The following is a 14,335-nucleotide window of genomic DNA, read 5'->3' as shown; positions in this document are numbered from 1 at the left end:
CCGGTAGATCCATTTCTGATTTCTACCTCTATGCCTAAGCTGAGCTTATGCTTGATGTTCGTCGCCTCCACCTGCTTCGCGAACTCGACCGACGGGGCACGATCGCCGCCGTGGCCGAGGCGCTGACCTTCACCGCATCCGCGGTCTCCCAGCAGCTGGGTGTGCTGGAACGCGAGGCAGGCGTGCCCTTGCTGGAACGCAGCGGCAGGCGTGTGATCCTCACGCCCGCAGGCCGGTCCCTCGTCGCACACGCCGACGCCGTACTGCAACGCCTGGAGCAGGCGGTCGCCGAACTGGCCGACGCGCGGGACGGCATCGGCGGGCCGCTACGCATCGGGACCTTCCCCTCCGGCGGCCACACCATCGTGCCCGCCACGCTGGCCGAGCTGACCCAGCGGCATCCCGCGCTGGAGCCGATGGTGCAGGAAATCGACTCCGCCCGGGTCTCCGATGGTCTGAGGGCCGGCGAACTCGATGTGGCCCTCGTCCACGACTACGACTTCGTGCCCGCGTCACCGGACAACACAGTGGACGAGGTGCCCATACTGGAAGAACCGATGTACCTGGTCAGCGATACCGCGACCAAGGACACCAGCGGCAACGACACGCTGGCAGAGCTGCTCGGCCCCTATGCCGAGGCCCCGTGGATCACCGCACGGGACGGCACCACCGGCCATGCGATGGCCGTACGCGCCTGCCAGGCGGCCGGGTTCCAGCCGAGAATTCGCCACCAGGTCAACGATTTCCGCACGGTGCTGGCCCTGGCCGCCACCGGGCAAGGGGCCGGATTTGTACCGGAAACGGCCACTGCACAGAGCCCGGCAGGCGTGGTCTTGACCAAGCTGCCGTTGTTCCGTCGATCGAAGGTCGCCTTCCGCTCGGGCGGCGGCGCTCATCCGGCGATCGCCGCTTTCGTGGCCGCGGCAAGAGCAGCAGTAAGTTCCTGATCGATCCAGGGTCGGATGTCACGACCACGATGCACCACGCGGACTTCGCAGGTGCATTGATGAAGCAGGGCGCGGAGGCCGCCCCAGCGAGTTCAAGCGGCAGGTGCCGGTGTCGGCTCAGCGGCCTGGTCTGCGCGGCCCGTCGGTGGATTTTCGCTGCCGGCGCGCGGATGCAGTATGATCATGATGCAACTTCGGTCCTCGGGCCGGAATCGCGCGTCTGTGGTCCAAGGAAAGACGTCCACCAGCCGGTGGGAGATGCAGGTGCAAGGCCTGCCGGGCGCTCTGCCAAGGGGCCCTTCCTCGTACAGGGGAAGGGCCCCTTTTGGCATGGTCGGCCCGTTCGTTGTCACCGAAGCTTGAGTGAGGGGGCTGCTGGTAGCTTCCAGCGAAAAACACCGCTAAGGATGATGCGGCGATGAGGGTCGTGTTCGTGCATGGGGCATGTGTGCGGGACGGGGCGTGGTGGTGGCACCGGACAGCCGAGCTGCTGGAGCAGCGCGGGGTGCCGAGCGTGGCCCCGGCGCTGCCGAGTTGCGGCGAGGCGGGCCTGCCCGCGGGCGCCGCCGGTCCGGGGCTGACCGAGGACATCGCGGCGGTGCGGCGGGTGCTGCTGGACAGTGACGAGCCAACCGTTGTGGTCGCCCACAGCTACGGCGGCATCATCACCGCGGAAGCCGCCGCGGGCGTCGGGACGGTACGCCACCTGGTGATGGTCTCCAGCTACCTTCCCGAAGTCGGGCAGAGCCTGTCGGATTTCGGGGACGCCGGCCCCGCCCCGTTCCTCGACGTCGACCCCGACGCCGGCACCTTCGGGGTCCGTCCCGAGTTCCTCGCGGACACCTTCCTCCAGGACTGCGAAACCGAGGTCCAAGTACAGGCGGCGCATCATCTCGCCCGGCAGAGCGTGCAGGTGACCGGACAGCCGGTCAGGGCGGCCGCATGGCAGCAGGTGCCCTCGACGTATCTCCTCTGCGCCCAGGACCGGGGCACCCCGCCGCACCTACAGCGCGAGTTCGCCCGCCGGGCCGGCAGCGTCGTCGAACTCGACGCGGGCCACCACCCCTTCCTGTCCCGGCCCGCCGCAGTCCGGGACCTGCTGCTGAGCCTGTGACGGCAGCCGCGTACGAGCCGGGACTGAGCCAGGCCGCGAGACCCCGCCGTGTGCGCCCTCCCGGTGACCGCCCCGCCCTGGTCACGCCAGGGCGAGCTGGCGGGCGGCGAACGACCTACGGGCGTTTTCGAAAGTGGATTCCATGCGTGCCACTTGGCCTGCCGAGAACATGAACATCGCCGCGTCGTCGGTGTAGTCCATGTAGTTCATGAACATATCCCCGTTCGGCGCGTTGCCGCACGTCACCTGCGGGAATGCGGGAGTCCCGAAATTGGGCCCTTCCTGGTTCGGGGTGTCCGCAACGAGATCATCGCCGGCGCAGCCCTGCTTGTTGCCCCAGATGTGTCGCAGGTTGAGCCAGTGCCCGATCTCGTGCGTAGTCGTGCGGCCGCCATTGAACGGCGCGGCGGCGGTCCCGTTGGTTCCAAAGCCTTTATGGGTGATGACGACACCGTCCGTGGCTGCCGGTCCCCCGGGGAACTGCGCGTAGCCGAGCAGTCCTCGTGTCAACTGACAGACCCAGATGTTGAGGTAGACGTCTGAAGGCCAGGCATTTTGGCCCCCGGTCTGTGCGAACTTGACCTTGTTGTCGGTTCGCTTGTCGGGATCGGGGGAACTGGGGTCCGGGGCGTCGAAGGAAGCGACCGAGGTCCTGGTGCGCGTGATGCCGTTCGTCGGGCGGCCAAGCGGATCGGTGCCGGCGAGGTGGAAGCCGATTCGGGCGTCGCCGATGATGTTGCGCCATACCTGCGGCACGTTGCTGACGTCCGGGTTCTGTTTCCGGAAGTCGCGGTTGAGCACGTCGATCTGACTGCGGATCTGTGCCTCGCTGATGTTCTGCTCATCCGTGCTGTGGACGACATGCACGACGACGGGGATGTCGAGCACGCCCTCCCTCGCCATTCTTCGCTCCCCGCTTTCGTGGGCGCGTTCGTAGGCGGACGCGGTCTCCTCGACCAGCGCGCGGTTCTCGGCGTAGTCGGGTGTCGTGTCGAGGAGTGCGCTATGAGCCCTCACCGTGGCGCACCAGTCGGTGTAGTCAGGCGAAGCGCTGCGGTGGGTTTCGTCAGACATGGTGATGTCACCTGCCAGTCTCTGGAGATGCCGCTCGCGATTCGAGCGCCGTAGCGGGTGTCCACGCTGGGGCGGAATGCGCGCGGGGCCGCACGCCGCTGCGCGGGCACATCTGCCGCCACCTCTACACTTAAGCGTAGACATGACGGACAAATGGCGCAAACAGCCTATTGATAGCGAGGTGGTTGAGCGATGAATGAGCTTCCCCGCGCTCTGTTTCAGAGATGGTGGCACTCCTTCGAGGAAGACCACGAAGCCGTCACCGTCTACCGCCCTGACGACTACGACTTCCCGCTTGCGCGCGGTCGTGGTGGGCTGGAATTCCAGGCAGGCGGCACATTCATCGACTACCCCGTGGGCCCGGTAGACGCTCCGCAATCGACGCTCGGTCGATGGCGCCTCGCGGAGAGCGGTCGTTTGACTGTTTCCTTCAGCGGAAGCGGCGAGCCGGACCGCGAGCTGGAGATCGTGCGCTGCGATGAGCACATTCTGGAGATCCGCTCGACGCCGGAGTGATTCTTCAGTCAGCCATCGGGTAGCCAGTCGTCGTCCCGGCCGGGCAGGCTCACTCTCGCCTTCCCTCCTGCGTGCAGAACTGCCCGGCGTCGCCACCGCCAGTCGTCACCGACAAGCTCTCCTCCCACAACAGCCTTTCCACCGGTTGCGCGGCCTCCTACGAGTGTTTCCATGGAAGGTGTCGGCGTTCGCGGGGCCTCCGTACCGAGATCGCTCTCGGAAGGAGAACGCACGATGACGAGGATTGTCCGTCACCCGCCGGGCAAGGAGCGGCCGCGCGACGCGCCGATGGGGACGCTGGAGCTGAGACGGGCGGGGAGCCGGGCGAGACGCGTTCTCATCAGCTACTGGCACACTCTGACGATCCGTCTGGAGACACGCCGGGACCGCCGGGATACCACCCTGCCCAAGAAGTGGCGCAGATGGATCTCTTACACCAACGCGGCCAGGCTTATCTGGCTGATGGCCGCGCTCGCGGTCCTCGCCTGGTGCGGGGAGGGCCTGTGGATCCTGGCCACGCAGGAGACGACCTCGTTCGAGACCTGGCGGCAGCACAACGCGGGATTCGATGCCGTCATGCTCTTCGCCGGTCCGATACTCACCGCTTCGATCGCCGCCGCACTCTTCCTGTTCGTCTGGTACCGCTGGACCAAGCGTCGGTACCTCGCGAAAGCACGCGAGCATCCCCGCGAGTTGGTGCCCACCGCGGGACCAGACATCTCCGACATCGTGGGCCGGGAGGAGGTCGCCCAGGTCATCGCCGAACGGTTGCGACGGCGTGACACCCGCAGGCCCTATCTGCTCGTCGGCGGCATCGGCGCGGGGAAGACCGCCGTCCTGGTGCGGCTCACCGAACTGCTGGCCCGACAGAATGCCGTCCCCGTGCCGATTCGGCTGAGGGACGTCACCGGGAGCGACCTGGACTTCGAGCGCATGGCCAAGCAGCGTTTCTCCGAGGAGGCGCCCCAGGGCATCCTGGCGCGCACCAAGAACGAGCGGGTCTGGCAACAGCTCCTCGCCGACGACAAGGTGGTCGTCATCGCCGACGGCCTGGAAGAGGCAGTTCTCGACGAGAGGTTCCAGGAAGACCGGGACAACATCATCCGCCAGGCCATCGAGCGCGCCCAGGAGGAGAGACTTCCTCTCGTCATCGCCTCCCGGCCGCACAGTCCGCTGCAGACCACTTCCGCCGCGATCGTGGAGCTGGAACCCCTGAGCGAGGAGGAGGCGCTGTGCTTCGTCGAGGAGGGTGTCCCGGAGACGGACGAGCGCCGTGTCGACTGGATCGTGGAGACGGCGGAGGTCACCGAATCGCCCATCTATCTGCAGATCGCCCGCGAACTGCACCACCACGGCGCCCTGGAACGCGACCGTCCGCGCAACGACCCACACCGGCTGGACACTCGCAGCTGGGACCGCAGCACGCTTCGGTTGTGGCTGTTGCAGACGTGGGAGCACGCCCTCGCGGAGGGCCGGCTGCGCGAGGACGTCCCGCTGGACGCGCAGGAGCGTGCGGACACCATCGAGGTCGTCTCCGCGTTGGCATGCATCGGGCTGCTTCAGGACAAGCTGGAGGTCGGCTTCGCGGAGCTGCTGGACCACGACGTCCACCCCAATCCGGCGCGGCGGGCGACGGCCCAAGCGGAGCGCCTGTGGACCAGGAATCGCCGTTTCGACCGGTACGGCAAGCGCGGAAGCACCTTCTGCGAGTGGCATCGGGAGCGGATCTGGAACACGCTCTGCGACCAGCTGAGCGATGCGGAGAGCAGGCGTCTGCGCGAGGGAAACATGGGCCAGTGCCAGGCCGCGCTCGCCCGCTTCGCGAGCAACGCGAACAAGCTGAAGCTGCTGGAGGGCTTCGAGAAGAGGGTCCGCTTCCCGCACAGCGTCATCCAGGCATACCTCGGCTTCCGCATGCTTGACCACTTGGGGGAGCGTGGCGCCATAGAGATGGCCCTTCAAGCGCTACAGCCGCCGGGGCCCAGCCGCGAGCTCCTCATCGCTCTGGTACTGATGTCCCGTCGCCGGGCGGCGGACCTTTCGGCCGTCGGAGGCGGTGTCACGGCCGAGGTGAAGCAGGTGCTGAACGAGCGCTGGCGGAGGGCTCCCGTGTACGGCCGACGCCTGGCCCATCGACTCTGTGCGGCCGCGAACCGCCGCACGGACGATCCGAAGGCCCTCGACCTCTACGCAGCGGCCCTGGAAGCCGAGAGCGCGGAGGCCGACCCGAGACTGCTGAGCGGCATTGTCGGTACGGTGCACGACCGCTGGTCCAGCATCAAAGGGGATCTGCGCACCCTTGAGGACGCCCAGCGGGGACTGCTCAAGCAGGTCGGCGCAGCGCTGCGGGCGGCCTCCGACAAGATCGATACCACGCCGCTGTACAGCCAGCTCTTCGAGATCGGCATCGCAGAGCCCTCCTACCCCATACGCATGTGCGTCGCCGAGGAGTTCGGCAGCGGCGGCAATGCGGCGTTCGCCGTCATACGCGAACGCGTCGGTCTGAACAGCGATCCCGTGAAGGAGTACCACCACAAACTCCGCGAAATGAAAGCCTGGAAGAGGAAGGAGTATGACGCGTGGGCCGAGGAAATGAAGAAGGCGACGGACGACCGCGCGTCCGCGCGCATCGATCAGCTGCAAAGCGACCGGCAGGATCTCAACCAGCGCTACTGGAGGAAACGGGTCGACCTGCTACGGGAGTTCGAGATGCGGGCCTGGATGCTTCCCATGCTTCTGGGCTCTGTCGACGACTCCCACCGTGACGAGGCCCGAGACCGCCTCATCAAGTGGCTGCGCCACCTGGACCCGAAGTTCACAGGCCACGCCCCCGACCTGCCGCTCCCCCTTGAGGCCGCATTGGCCCAGGGCTTCAAGTACGCGGCCAACCGGCGCAAACGCCACCCTCACACGTACCCGGGCAGTCGCACCGAACTGGTCCGGCAGGCGGAGACCGTGCTGGAGCAGTCCCGGTGCTGGTATGCGCAGCTCGTCCTGCTCCAGGCGCTGTGCCTGTGGGAGCTCCCGGACAGTGTCGGCCGCCACGAGCAGCACGTCGACAGCATGGCATCGCGGGACGATCACGACGGGACGAGCGACCTGTCCCCTGTGATGGGGGGGACGACCGCCGTGGAGACCGTGCAGCGATGGCTGTCCATGGCGGGCACGGTCAACGCAGCGCCGTCACAGCCTGATCTGAACGGTGCCTCGAAGCGGCGACGGTTGCATCCGTTTGTCGCCGAGGCAGGCGACCTCGTGGCCCTCGCTCTGGAGACCGGGCGGCCCGAGCGTTTCCTGTGGATCGACGAGAAGGGCGTCGCCGACCACATCGGCTCCCGCAACGGTAGCTCCCGGGCATATCGCAAGCACAACCTCTGGATCCCGCCCTCAGTTGGATGGAGCACCCTCGACGGGCGTGCCCAACGCCTCCTCGCCGACGTGCTGATCATGCTGAACCTCATCGAACGGGATGGGCACCCGGACGAGGTCGAGGAACGTATGGCGCGCGCCGGGCAGCCAGACATGCCGATCCCGCCGTGCATCCGTACCAACCGCGAGGCGCTGCGCCCCGACTTGCAGCCGAGTACCTCGGCCCCGCCTGCACCGGGCATCGCCTGCCTGCCCGACTGCAACTTCCAGCTTTGCCCGTACCCTCCCCGTGGCCATGTGCCCCGGGGAGAAGTCCGCGAGCCGTTCTGGCGTCAGCAGCAGGCTCTCCTGCCCGGACCAGTGCGCCGTTGGTTTCCCAGGCTCTTGCGCAGGAAGACGCCCCACTGGGTCAGCATGCGCGTCCGGGAACTCGACCACTTCTGGAAAGCCATGGCCGGGCGCACGCGCGACTAGCACCGCGCCGGGGCGCACAGGGGCCCGTGCTGCGCACGCCGCGCGATCTTGGCGGCCTGCCGAGGTGTCACCCCACTTCGCGAGGAGTGACTCTCATCAGGAGGTTGGCGGGGTGGTTGGTGGATGTCATGACTCCCTGTACCTGCACCCCTGGGAGCGGCTCCAGACGCCACCGGCGCGCCAGGGCCGCGACCACCGTGGTCATTTCCGCGCGCGCGAACGATTCACCGATACACCTGTGCCTTCCGGCGCCGAAGGGAAGGAACGCGCCGCGGGGAGCGGCCTTCTGGCCGGGCAGCCAGCGGTCGGGATCGAACCTCAGGGGGTCGGGGAAGTGGTGCGGGTTCCGGTGCAGGACGAGGGCGCTGAACATGAACTCGGCACCTGGTGGAAACCGGTATCCCGCGAGTTCGACCTCCTTGGTCGCTCGTCGCGTCGTGACGCCTCCGGGGTTGCGCAGGCGCAGCGCCTCGTCCACCACCCGCCGCGTGTACGGGAGATGGCCGAGGTGTGCGAACGAAGGGGCCTCTCCGCTGCTCGTCCGCAGCTCCTCGTGGAGTTCCCGGTCGACGGCGGGGTGCCGGCCCAGCTCGTGGAAGAGCCACGCCAGCCCGCCTGCCGCCGTCTCCGTGCCGGCGACCAGCAGTGTGATGAGTTCGTCGTAGACCTGCTGGTCGGTCATGGTGTCGCCGCTGTCGGCGTCCTGGGCCTGTAGGAGCATCGACAGCAGGTCCGGCTGCTCGGCGGGGAGGCCGGTGCGCCGGGTGCGGATGAGGTGGTCGATGGCCCGGCGAAGCCGGTCGTGTGCGGCCGCGAGGCGGCGGTTGCCAGGAGTGGGGAGCTTCTGCCAGAGGCCGGTCGGATCGATGGCCCGGTTGTACACGCCGCGGAGTACGACGGGCACGTCGTGGCGGATGTCCGCGGCAGTGTGCTCGTCGAGTGCGGTCGAGAACAGCGTGGAGGTGACGATGGCGAGGGAGAGGTCAAACATCTCCTGGGTGACGTCGACGACCTGTCCGGCCTGCCAGGAGGCGACTCGTTCGTCGGCCAGCCGCGCCATGGTTCGCGCGTAGTGATCGATCTGCCGGTGATGGAAGGCCGGCTGCATCCGGCGCCGCTGGCGGAGGTGGAAGGGCCCTTCGGAGGTGGCGAGGCCCTCGCCGAGGTAGTCGCGGAGCTTCTCGAAGGAGCGGCCCTTCGCGAAGTGGCCGGCGTCGGCGACCATCACGCGGTCGACGACCTCCGGTCCGGCGAGGACGTAGGTCGGTGTGGGGCCCAGGTAGACGGCAACGATCTGGTCGTACGCGGTGAGGGAATCGAGGAATTCCAGGGGGCGCCGCCACATTTCGAGTGCATGGCCGATCAGCGGAAGGCGTCCGGGAGCGGTGGGAGGAGCCGTGAGGCGAGCTGCGGTGGCCATATGTGCCTTCCTTATGTGCCTTCCTTCGGCCGCGGGCCCGTGCCTGCCCGGCAACCGAGTAGTACTCCTCGGGACGTTATGGACCGGTGATCCGGGTGCAGGCGTTCGGGACACACCGGGAACCACCCGCCCGGCGACGTCCGACGTTCTCGCAGGTCGAGCAGTGCATACATCACGGAAGGTAGCGCCATGGGCACTCAGTGCGATACCTGGATCTCGGTCAGTCGAGGGCGCCGGCGGCTGGAATCAGCCCGTGGCGTGTCTCGGATGGGTGAATGCGGGAATCTGGCCGCTCCCGGATTCCGGTAGGACCGTTGGGCTGGGCGGATAGCCGGATGATCGCTCTTCGGGCGTCCCCTGATCCTTCCTGTACACGTGATTGAGGAGACGTCTCCTTGGCTACCGCTGATCTTCCTGGTCCTGATTCGCTGCTGCGCCGCACGCTGGGGGAGTGGCGGATCGGGTTGGTGGCGTGGCGGCTGCTGGTTCTGCAGACCGCGGATCCGGCGGTCGCCGCCGGCATGGCCAACTTCTCCACCTACCGCGCGCACCCGTGGCGGCGTATCGAGCACACCATGGACAGCGGGAAGCGGTTGTTCTTCTCCGACCGTGAAGGGCTACGCCGTGAGGTTGCCCGCCTGGAGCGCACGCACCGCCGTCTGGCCGGGACCGACGAGCAGGGCAGGCCGTTCACAGCGTTGGACCCGGCGGTGCGGGTGTGGGTACTGGTCACCCTGTACGAGTGCATGACGGCGATGCGGGAACTGTCCGGACGCCCGCTGGCGCCGCCTGAACTGGATCAGATGTATGGGGAATTCCGTGCGGTGTGTGCCGAGTTCGGCCTCTCCGACGACCTGCTCCCGGCCACGGCCGCGGACGTGCCCGCGTATATGGACCGCACGATCCGTGAGCGCCTCGAATACAGCGAACCCGTGCGCTACCTGCTCTTCGACATGCTCCGTGAAGCACCCGCACCCCGCCGCCTCGGCCACCTGAAGCCGGCCTGGCCGCTTGCGCGCACGGTGGCCGCCCACGTGATCGGTGCGCTGACCATCGCGGACCTGCCGGAAGCCTTCCGCGAGCGCTTCAACTTGCCCCGCACCCGCCGCGCGGCCCTGCTGTCCTTCATCCTGCACCGTGGCATGCGCGTGCTGATGAATGCGCTGCCCGAGCACCGCCGCTACCGCACCCCACTGGCGGGTAACTCCGCGACTTCGCAGCCTCCCACCGCCTCCACCGACCGTCCTTCCCCGCCGGAGGCAAGCCCTGTCCGGCTTCCCGCACCACGCCGCCGCAAGGGTGCCGATTCCCGCCCGGCGCGTCTGCGGACCTTCTTCCGCCAGGTCCTCGACCAGACCGGCGACGGCCGCATCAGCTCGGCCGATCTGCAGGCCATGGCGCACAACGTGTGCTGGTCGCTCGAACTCACCCCGGAGCGCGAAGCCCGCGTCTATGCCGCCTTCGAGACCTGGTGGCAGCACCTGCGGACCGGCATGGATGCTGACGACGACGGACAGGTGACCTGCGAGGAGTTCGTCACCGCCATGCTCACCGGGGTCGACGCCGGGCCGGCCTACCTCAAGCAGGGGCTGCATGTCGCGGTGCGGGCGATCTTCCACGCTGCGGACACCGACGGCAGCGGACACCTGTGTGCCGATGAGTACCGCACGATCTTCGGCGGCTCCCGGGTCCACCCCGCCGAACTCAACCACGGCTTCCGCCAGCTCGACCACGATGGAGACGGCCGCATCACCGAAGAGGAATTCGTCCAGGCCTTCACCGACTACTTCACCGCCCGCACCGACAACACGGCCGGCAGCCAACTCCTCGGACGCCCATAGCGGCCGCTGCGGGCGAAGTGCCGGGGCAGACACAGTGCTGGCTGCCAGGGCGGAGACGCCCGCCGAGACGGCCGCCCGGCTGCGAGATGGGTGCACACAGCGCGGCCCTGGCCGGCGACGAGCCGCGCAGCAGGTTTCAGACGGAACGGGCAGATGCGGGATCAGCCGCGATCGTGGTGGACGGCGGCGATCCGGGAATGGTGCCGAGCGGGCGGCGGACGCCGGAGCGATCGTTGCTCCGCCTTCGCAGCGCATTAACTTCGCGGTCGTCCGCGCCGTGCGGCGTCGGCATCGGCCGAGGCGTCTGCCCGGTCCGAGGGGCGGCTCTTCGCTGTTCGCCGTGGCCGGCCGGCCGATCCGGCTCCGGTGATCAGTGCTGGGGGTGCGGACGGTGCGGACGGTGGAACAGGGGGCGCCGCTTGGCGGCTGGGGCCGGAGCGAGACGGCCGACTTCGATGCGGATCATGATGGCCCGGACCACCTCGGTCAGCCCCAGGACGATGGCCATGACGCCCACCACCAGGGTGAGTGCCGCGATCGAGGCGAACGGCGAGACGATCAGCACGATGCCCGCCAGAGCGCTGATGATCCCGAAGGCCATGTGCCAGCCTCGGGCCGGCATGTCCTTGGCGGAGGCCGCCGCGGCCGTCTCCATGGTGCCGCGCAGCAGCCAGCTGAAGCCGATCCACAGGGCGAGCAGCAGAATCGACTCCATGGCGCCCCGGAAGCAGATCAACCCCAGCAGGATGGAGAGCGCGCCTATGAGGAAATGCAACACCCGAAGATGCCGGGGCACGTGCGTGCCGAAGGCGCCGGCCAGCTGGAAAACGCCGGTCGCCAGCAGATAGACGCCGAAGAGCACGCCGAGGACCCGCAGCGTTGCGCTCGGCCAGACCAGGGCGATGACGCCCAGGGCGGTGGTGGCCAGGCCCATGGTGAGCAGGATCTGCCAGCCCTTGTTCGCCAGGAAGGCCATGCCTTCGGCCACGGGCGTGTCCTGTGGCTCGGTGCTGCGCGGGGGAGCGGGGTCTGGAGACCCGGAAGGGGATGTCATGACGTCTGCCTCCTTCTGGGAGCAGCGTGATCACGTCAGTACACGTCCATCGTCACTCGATCGGCTCCCCGTCGCTCGGCGGAGACGGAGATCGGTCGCGGTGCATACAGACTCCAGCCCTGCGTGGTGTGTGGGCGTTCTTGGGTTCTTGGGCGTCAGGATGCGAAGAGGCGGGTTGGCCAGCGGCGTGCTGCTGTGCGGGTGTCTTGTCTCTTTCCCGGACGCAGATAATTCCGTCGAGTCCCTCCAGGCGGCCGGAACCGGCAGGGGCCCGATGGTCCAGGGGCCCGATGGTCCATGGTCCGCGCGTGCGTCCCAGGTGATGATCCAGAGCTGGTGATTTGTTTTCCAAAAGTTTCCACATATGTGTGGATGCGCTTGTTCTTCTCGGGAGGTAGCTTCTAGCAAAAATTCCGTCAGTTCCGCCAGCCCGCTGAGCCCAAGCGCCTTGAAAGGGATAGGCCATGATGCCCGCAGAACGAAGAACTACGTCGGCCGCGGCCAGAGCCTCCGCAGTCCTGGCGGCTCCGACCGATTCGGCGCATGCGCGCCGCGGCGGACTCGGTGCGAAGACCGTTCCGAGTTCTGTCGTGTGCATCGGAGTAGATGGTGGCTGCGTGTTGTCGGGGGCACTGATCGGCTCGAACTGGGTACTGACGGTCCATCGTGGTCTTGGGGGTGTGTCGGGGTGCCGTGTGGATCGGGGTGACGGGGAAAGCGTCCGGGTGGACCGGCAGTACAGGGCTCCGGCTGGTGATATGGCGCTGCTTCGCCTTGTCTCGCCCTTGGACGGAGGGCGAATGTGGGGTGCTGTCGGTGAGGGGTACGTTCCGCTGGCCGCTGGTACCGATCAGTCGCCTAAGGGCGGCGACCTTGTGTATGCCATGGGCTATGGCAGTGGGGAGCTGGAGGTCGCCGAGCAGCGGGTCACCTCGTACGGCCCCGACGGTAGCTACGGCATGACGGGGGCGGCATCTGTCGTCGGCGGAGCGGCTTTTGTGGGCGGCTCAGGGGGACCTGTTCTCCGCTCGGACGGCAAGGGCGGTCTGAGGCTCATCGGTGTCGTGAGCGGGGGCACCGTCTTCGCGGAGGGCAACTCGCGCGCGTGGTTCGCGGGTGGTCCCACCGTCTGGAGCACCGACGGCAACGGAGTCATGAACCGCGACTGGATCAAGAACACCACCGGGATCTGAGAAAGCGTCGTCCGCGGACGCGTTGCCTGGCCTGCCAAGTTCACGCGCGTCGCCGAGGTGCAGTGCACCAAGGCCGCCCCGGAGACCTCCGCGCCAGCCGTCGACCGGCTGCCGAAGAGCCTCGGGGGAAGGGGGTAGCGGGCTTCACCCCGCCGCCGGGTCGCTGGAGGCGCGGACCGTGAGGACCGGGGTGAGGCGTTCGGACTCAGCGGCCTGACCGGCGATCAGCTGGTTGAGCAGCTGGAGCCCGCGCCTGCCCATCTGGTGCATGGGGGAGCGGACACTCGTGAGCGGTACCGGCAGTTCGGCGGCGAGCGAGGTGTCGTTGAAGCCGACGACCGCGACGTCCGAGCCGACCCTGCGGCCGTGGTCGCGGAGCGCGCCCATGGCGCCGATCGCGGCGAAGTCGTTGACGGCGAAAACGGCGGACGGGGCCGGTCCGCCGCGCCTGTTCGTGCTCGCCAGGAGCGTCTCGGTGGCCCGCCGCCCGCCCGGAGCGTCGAACGCCGAGTGCACGATGCGCTCGGCCGGGACGGTGACGCCCTCCTCGGCGCACCGGTCGACGAAGCCCGCGGTCCGGTCGATGCCGGTGCTCGCGTACGGTTCGCCCGCGATGACCGCGAGGTGGCGGTGGCCGAGGCCGAGCAGGTGCTCGGCGGCGAGACGGCCGCCGAGGTAGTCGTCGCAGGTCACCGAGGTGTGACCGGCGGCGCGGCGGCTGACCAGGATGAACGGGACGCCACGGGCGGCGATCTCGTCCAGGAAGCCACCGTCCACGTAGGCGTCGCCGAAGATCATGCCGTCGACGCGGCGGGCGAGGACCATCTCGGTGTGCGACCGCTGGACTTCGGGCACGTCGCGGGTGTTGGTGACGAAGGTGGACAGGCCCACCTCGGAGGCCGCCTCCTCGATGCCCTCGTACATGGTGGCGAGCACCAGGTCGGACAGTCGCGGCACCAGCACACCGACAAGGTTGCTGCGCTGGGTGCGCAGGCTGGTCGCGTGAGGGTTGGGGCGGTAGCCGAGTTCGTCGGCGAGCTTGCGGATACGGGCGATGGTGGCGCTGGACGCGGCCCGGCGGCCCTCGTCGGGCTTGGCGTGCAGAGCGCGGGAGACTGTCGAGATATGCAGTCCGAGCCGGTCGGCCAGCATCTGCAGGGTGACTTGCGGGCGGCCTGGATCCATCGCCGGTACTGCCTCCACTGCTCGCTGCCGTCGGCGCGTCGTCGTCACGCTGTGCGCCCGGCGCCCTACTCGGTGACCGTGCGGCTTGCAGGATCGTAACAAGCAGGGCATTGACCGAGCCATGTACACGGATGCAGGATACCCAAAC

General features: G+C 68.1%; 10 protein-coding genes. 6 read left to right on the top strand and 4 right to left on the bottom strand.

Features of this window, described 5'->3' with window-relative positions:
* Nucleotides 1-47: 47 nt before the first annotated feature.
* Both STRTU_RS06415 and STRTU_RS06410 read left to right on the top strand, forming a co-directional pair.
* Nucleotides 48-947: a LysR family transcriptional regulator gene (locus tag STRTU_RS06415; RefSeq protein ID WP_159742649.1), complete on the top strand. Its 900-nt coding sequence runs from the start codon at nucleotides 48-50 to the stop codon at nucleotides 945-947.
* Between the two features lie 418 nt (nucleotides 948-1,365).
* Nucleotides 1,366-2,061 carry an alpha/beta fold hydrolase gene (locus STRTU_RS06410; protein WP_159742648.1) on the top strand — a complete coding sequence of 232 codons (696 nt, stop codon included), beginning with the start codon at nucleotides 1,366-1,368 and terminating at the stop codon, nucleotides 2,059-2,061.
* Nucleotides 2,062-2,142: 81 nt separating this feature from the next.
* Here STRTU_RS06410 and STRTU_RS06405 read toward each other — a convergent pair whose 3' ends face one another.
* Nucleotides 2,143-3,135 carry a zinc metalloprotease gene (locus STRTU_RS06405; RefSeq protein WP_159742647.1) on the bottom strand — a complete coding sequence of 331 codons (993 nt, stop codon included), beginning with the start codon at nucleotides 3,133-3,135 and terminating at the stop codon, nucleotides 2,143-2,145.
* 192 nt (nucleotides 3,136-3,327) lie between these two features.
* Between STRTU_RS06405 and STRTU_RS06400 the strand changes: the two genes are divergently transcribed.
* The gene (locus STRTU_RS06400; protein ID WP_159742646.1) at nucleotides 3,328-3,651 is read left to right on the top strand and encodes a hypothetical protein; all 324 of its coding nucleotides are present in this window, start codon (nucleotides 3,328-3,330) and stop codon (nucleotides 3,649-3,651) included.
* 234 nt (nucleotides 3,652-3,885) lie between these two features.
* Entirely contained in the window at nucleotides 3,886-7,494 is a 3,609-nt protein-coding gene (locus STRTU_RS06395; RefSeq protein WP_159742645.1) for an NACHT domain-containing protein, read from the top strand.
* Between the two features lie 67 nt (nucleotides 7,495-7,561).
* On the opposite strand, the gene STRTU_RS06390 is transcribed toward STRTU_RS06395, so the two are convergent.
* On the bottom strand, nucleotides 7,562-8,914 hold the full coding sequence (locus STRTU_RS06390; protein ID WP_159742644.1) for a cytochrome P450: 1,353 nt from the start codon (nucleotides 8,912-8,914) through the stop codon (nucleotides 7,562-7,564).
* Between the two features lie 395 nt (nucleotides 8,915-9,309).
* On the opposite strand from STRTU_RS06390, the gene STRTU_RS06385 reads away from it, so the two are divergent.
* A complete protein-coding gene (locus tag STRTU_RS06385; RefSeq protein ID WP_159742643.1) occupies nucleotides 9,310-10,755 on the top strand; it encodes an oxygenase MpaB family protein in 1,446 nt (481 codons plus the stop codon).
* A gap of 370 nt (nucleotides 10,756-11,125) precedes the next feature.
* Here the strand turns inward: STRTU_RS06385 and STRTU_RS06380 are convergent, their stop codons facing one another.
* On the bottom strand, nucleotides 11,126-11,809 hold the full coding sequence (locus STRTU_RS06380; protein ID WP_159742642.1) for an HdeD family acid-resistance protein: 684 nt from the start codon (nucleotides 11,807-11,809) through the stop codon (nucleotides 11,126-11,128).
* Between the two features lie 464 nt (nucleotides 11,810-12,273).
* On the opposite strand from STRTU_RS06380, the gene STRTU_RS06375 reads away from it, so the two are divergent.
* A complete protein-coding gene (locus STRTU_RS06375) occupies nucleotides 12,274-13,002 on the top strand; it encodes a S1 family peptidase (protein WP_308789364.1) in 729 nt (242 codons plus the stop codon).
* A 144-nt stretch (nucleotides 13,003-13,146) separates the two neighbouring features.
* Here the strand turns inward: STRTU_RS06375 and STRTU_RS06370 are convergent, their stop codons facing one another.
* Nucleotides 13,147-14,187, bottom strand: a complete 1,041-nt coding sequence (locus tag STRTU_RS06370; protein WP_159742640.1) for a LacI family DNA-binding transcriptional regulator — start codon at nucleotides 14,185-14,187, stop codon at nucleotides 13,147-13,149.
* Between the last annotated feature and the right edge of the window lie 148 nt (nucleotides 14,188-14,335).

The organism is Streptomyces tubercidicus, from assembly GCF_027497495.1.
Taxonomy (GTDB): Bacteria; Actinomycetota; Actinomycetes; order Streptomycetales; family Streptomycetaceae; genus Streptomyces; species Streptomyces tubercidicus.
This window is presented reverse-complemented; position numbering and strand designations above follow the sequence as displayed.

Coding starts and splice junctions, on each gene's coding strand:
- STRTU_RS06415 (WP_159742649.1), top strand. CDS start 48: ATGCTTGATGTTCGTCGCCTCCACCTGCTTCGCGAACTCGACCGACGG.
- STRTU_RS06395 (WP_159742645.1), top strand. CDS start 3,886: ATGACGAGGATTGTCCGTCACCCGCCGGGCAAGGAGCGGCCGCGCGAC.
- STRTU_RS06405 (WP_159742647.1), bottom strand. CDS start 3,135: ATGTCTGACGAAACCCACCGCAGCGCTTCGCCTGACTACACCGACTGG.
- STRTU_RS06400 (WP_159742646.1), top strand. CDS start 3,328: ATGAATGAGCTTCCCCGCGCTCTGTTTCAGAGATGGTGGCACTCCTTC.
- STRTU_RS06410 (WP_159742648.1), top strand. CDS start 1,366: ATGAGGGTCGTGTTCGTGCATGGGGCATGTGTGCGGGACGGGGCGTGG.
- STRTU_RS06380 (WP_159742642.1), bottom strand. CDS start 11,809: ATGACATCCCCTTCCGGGTCTCCAGACCCCGCTCCCCCGCGCAGCACC.
- STRTU_RS06390 (WP_159742644.1), bottom strand. CDS start 8,914: ATGGCCACCGCAGCTCGCCTCACGGCTCCTCCCACCGCTCCCGGACGC.
- STRTU_RS06375 (WP_308789364.1), top strand. CDS start 12,274: ATGATGCCCGCAGAACGAAGAACTACGTCGGCCGCGGCCAGAGCCTCC.
- STRTU_RS06370 (WP_159742640.1), bottom strand. CDS start 14,187: ATGGATCCAGGCCGCCCGCAAGTCACCCTGCAGATGCTGGCCGACCGG.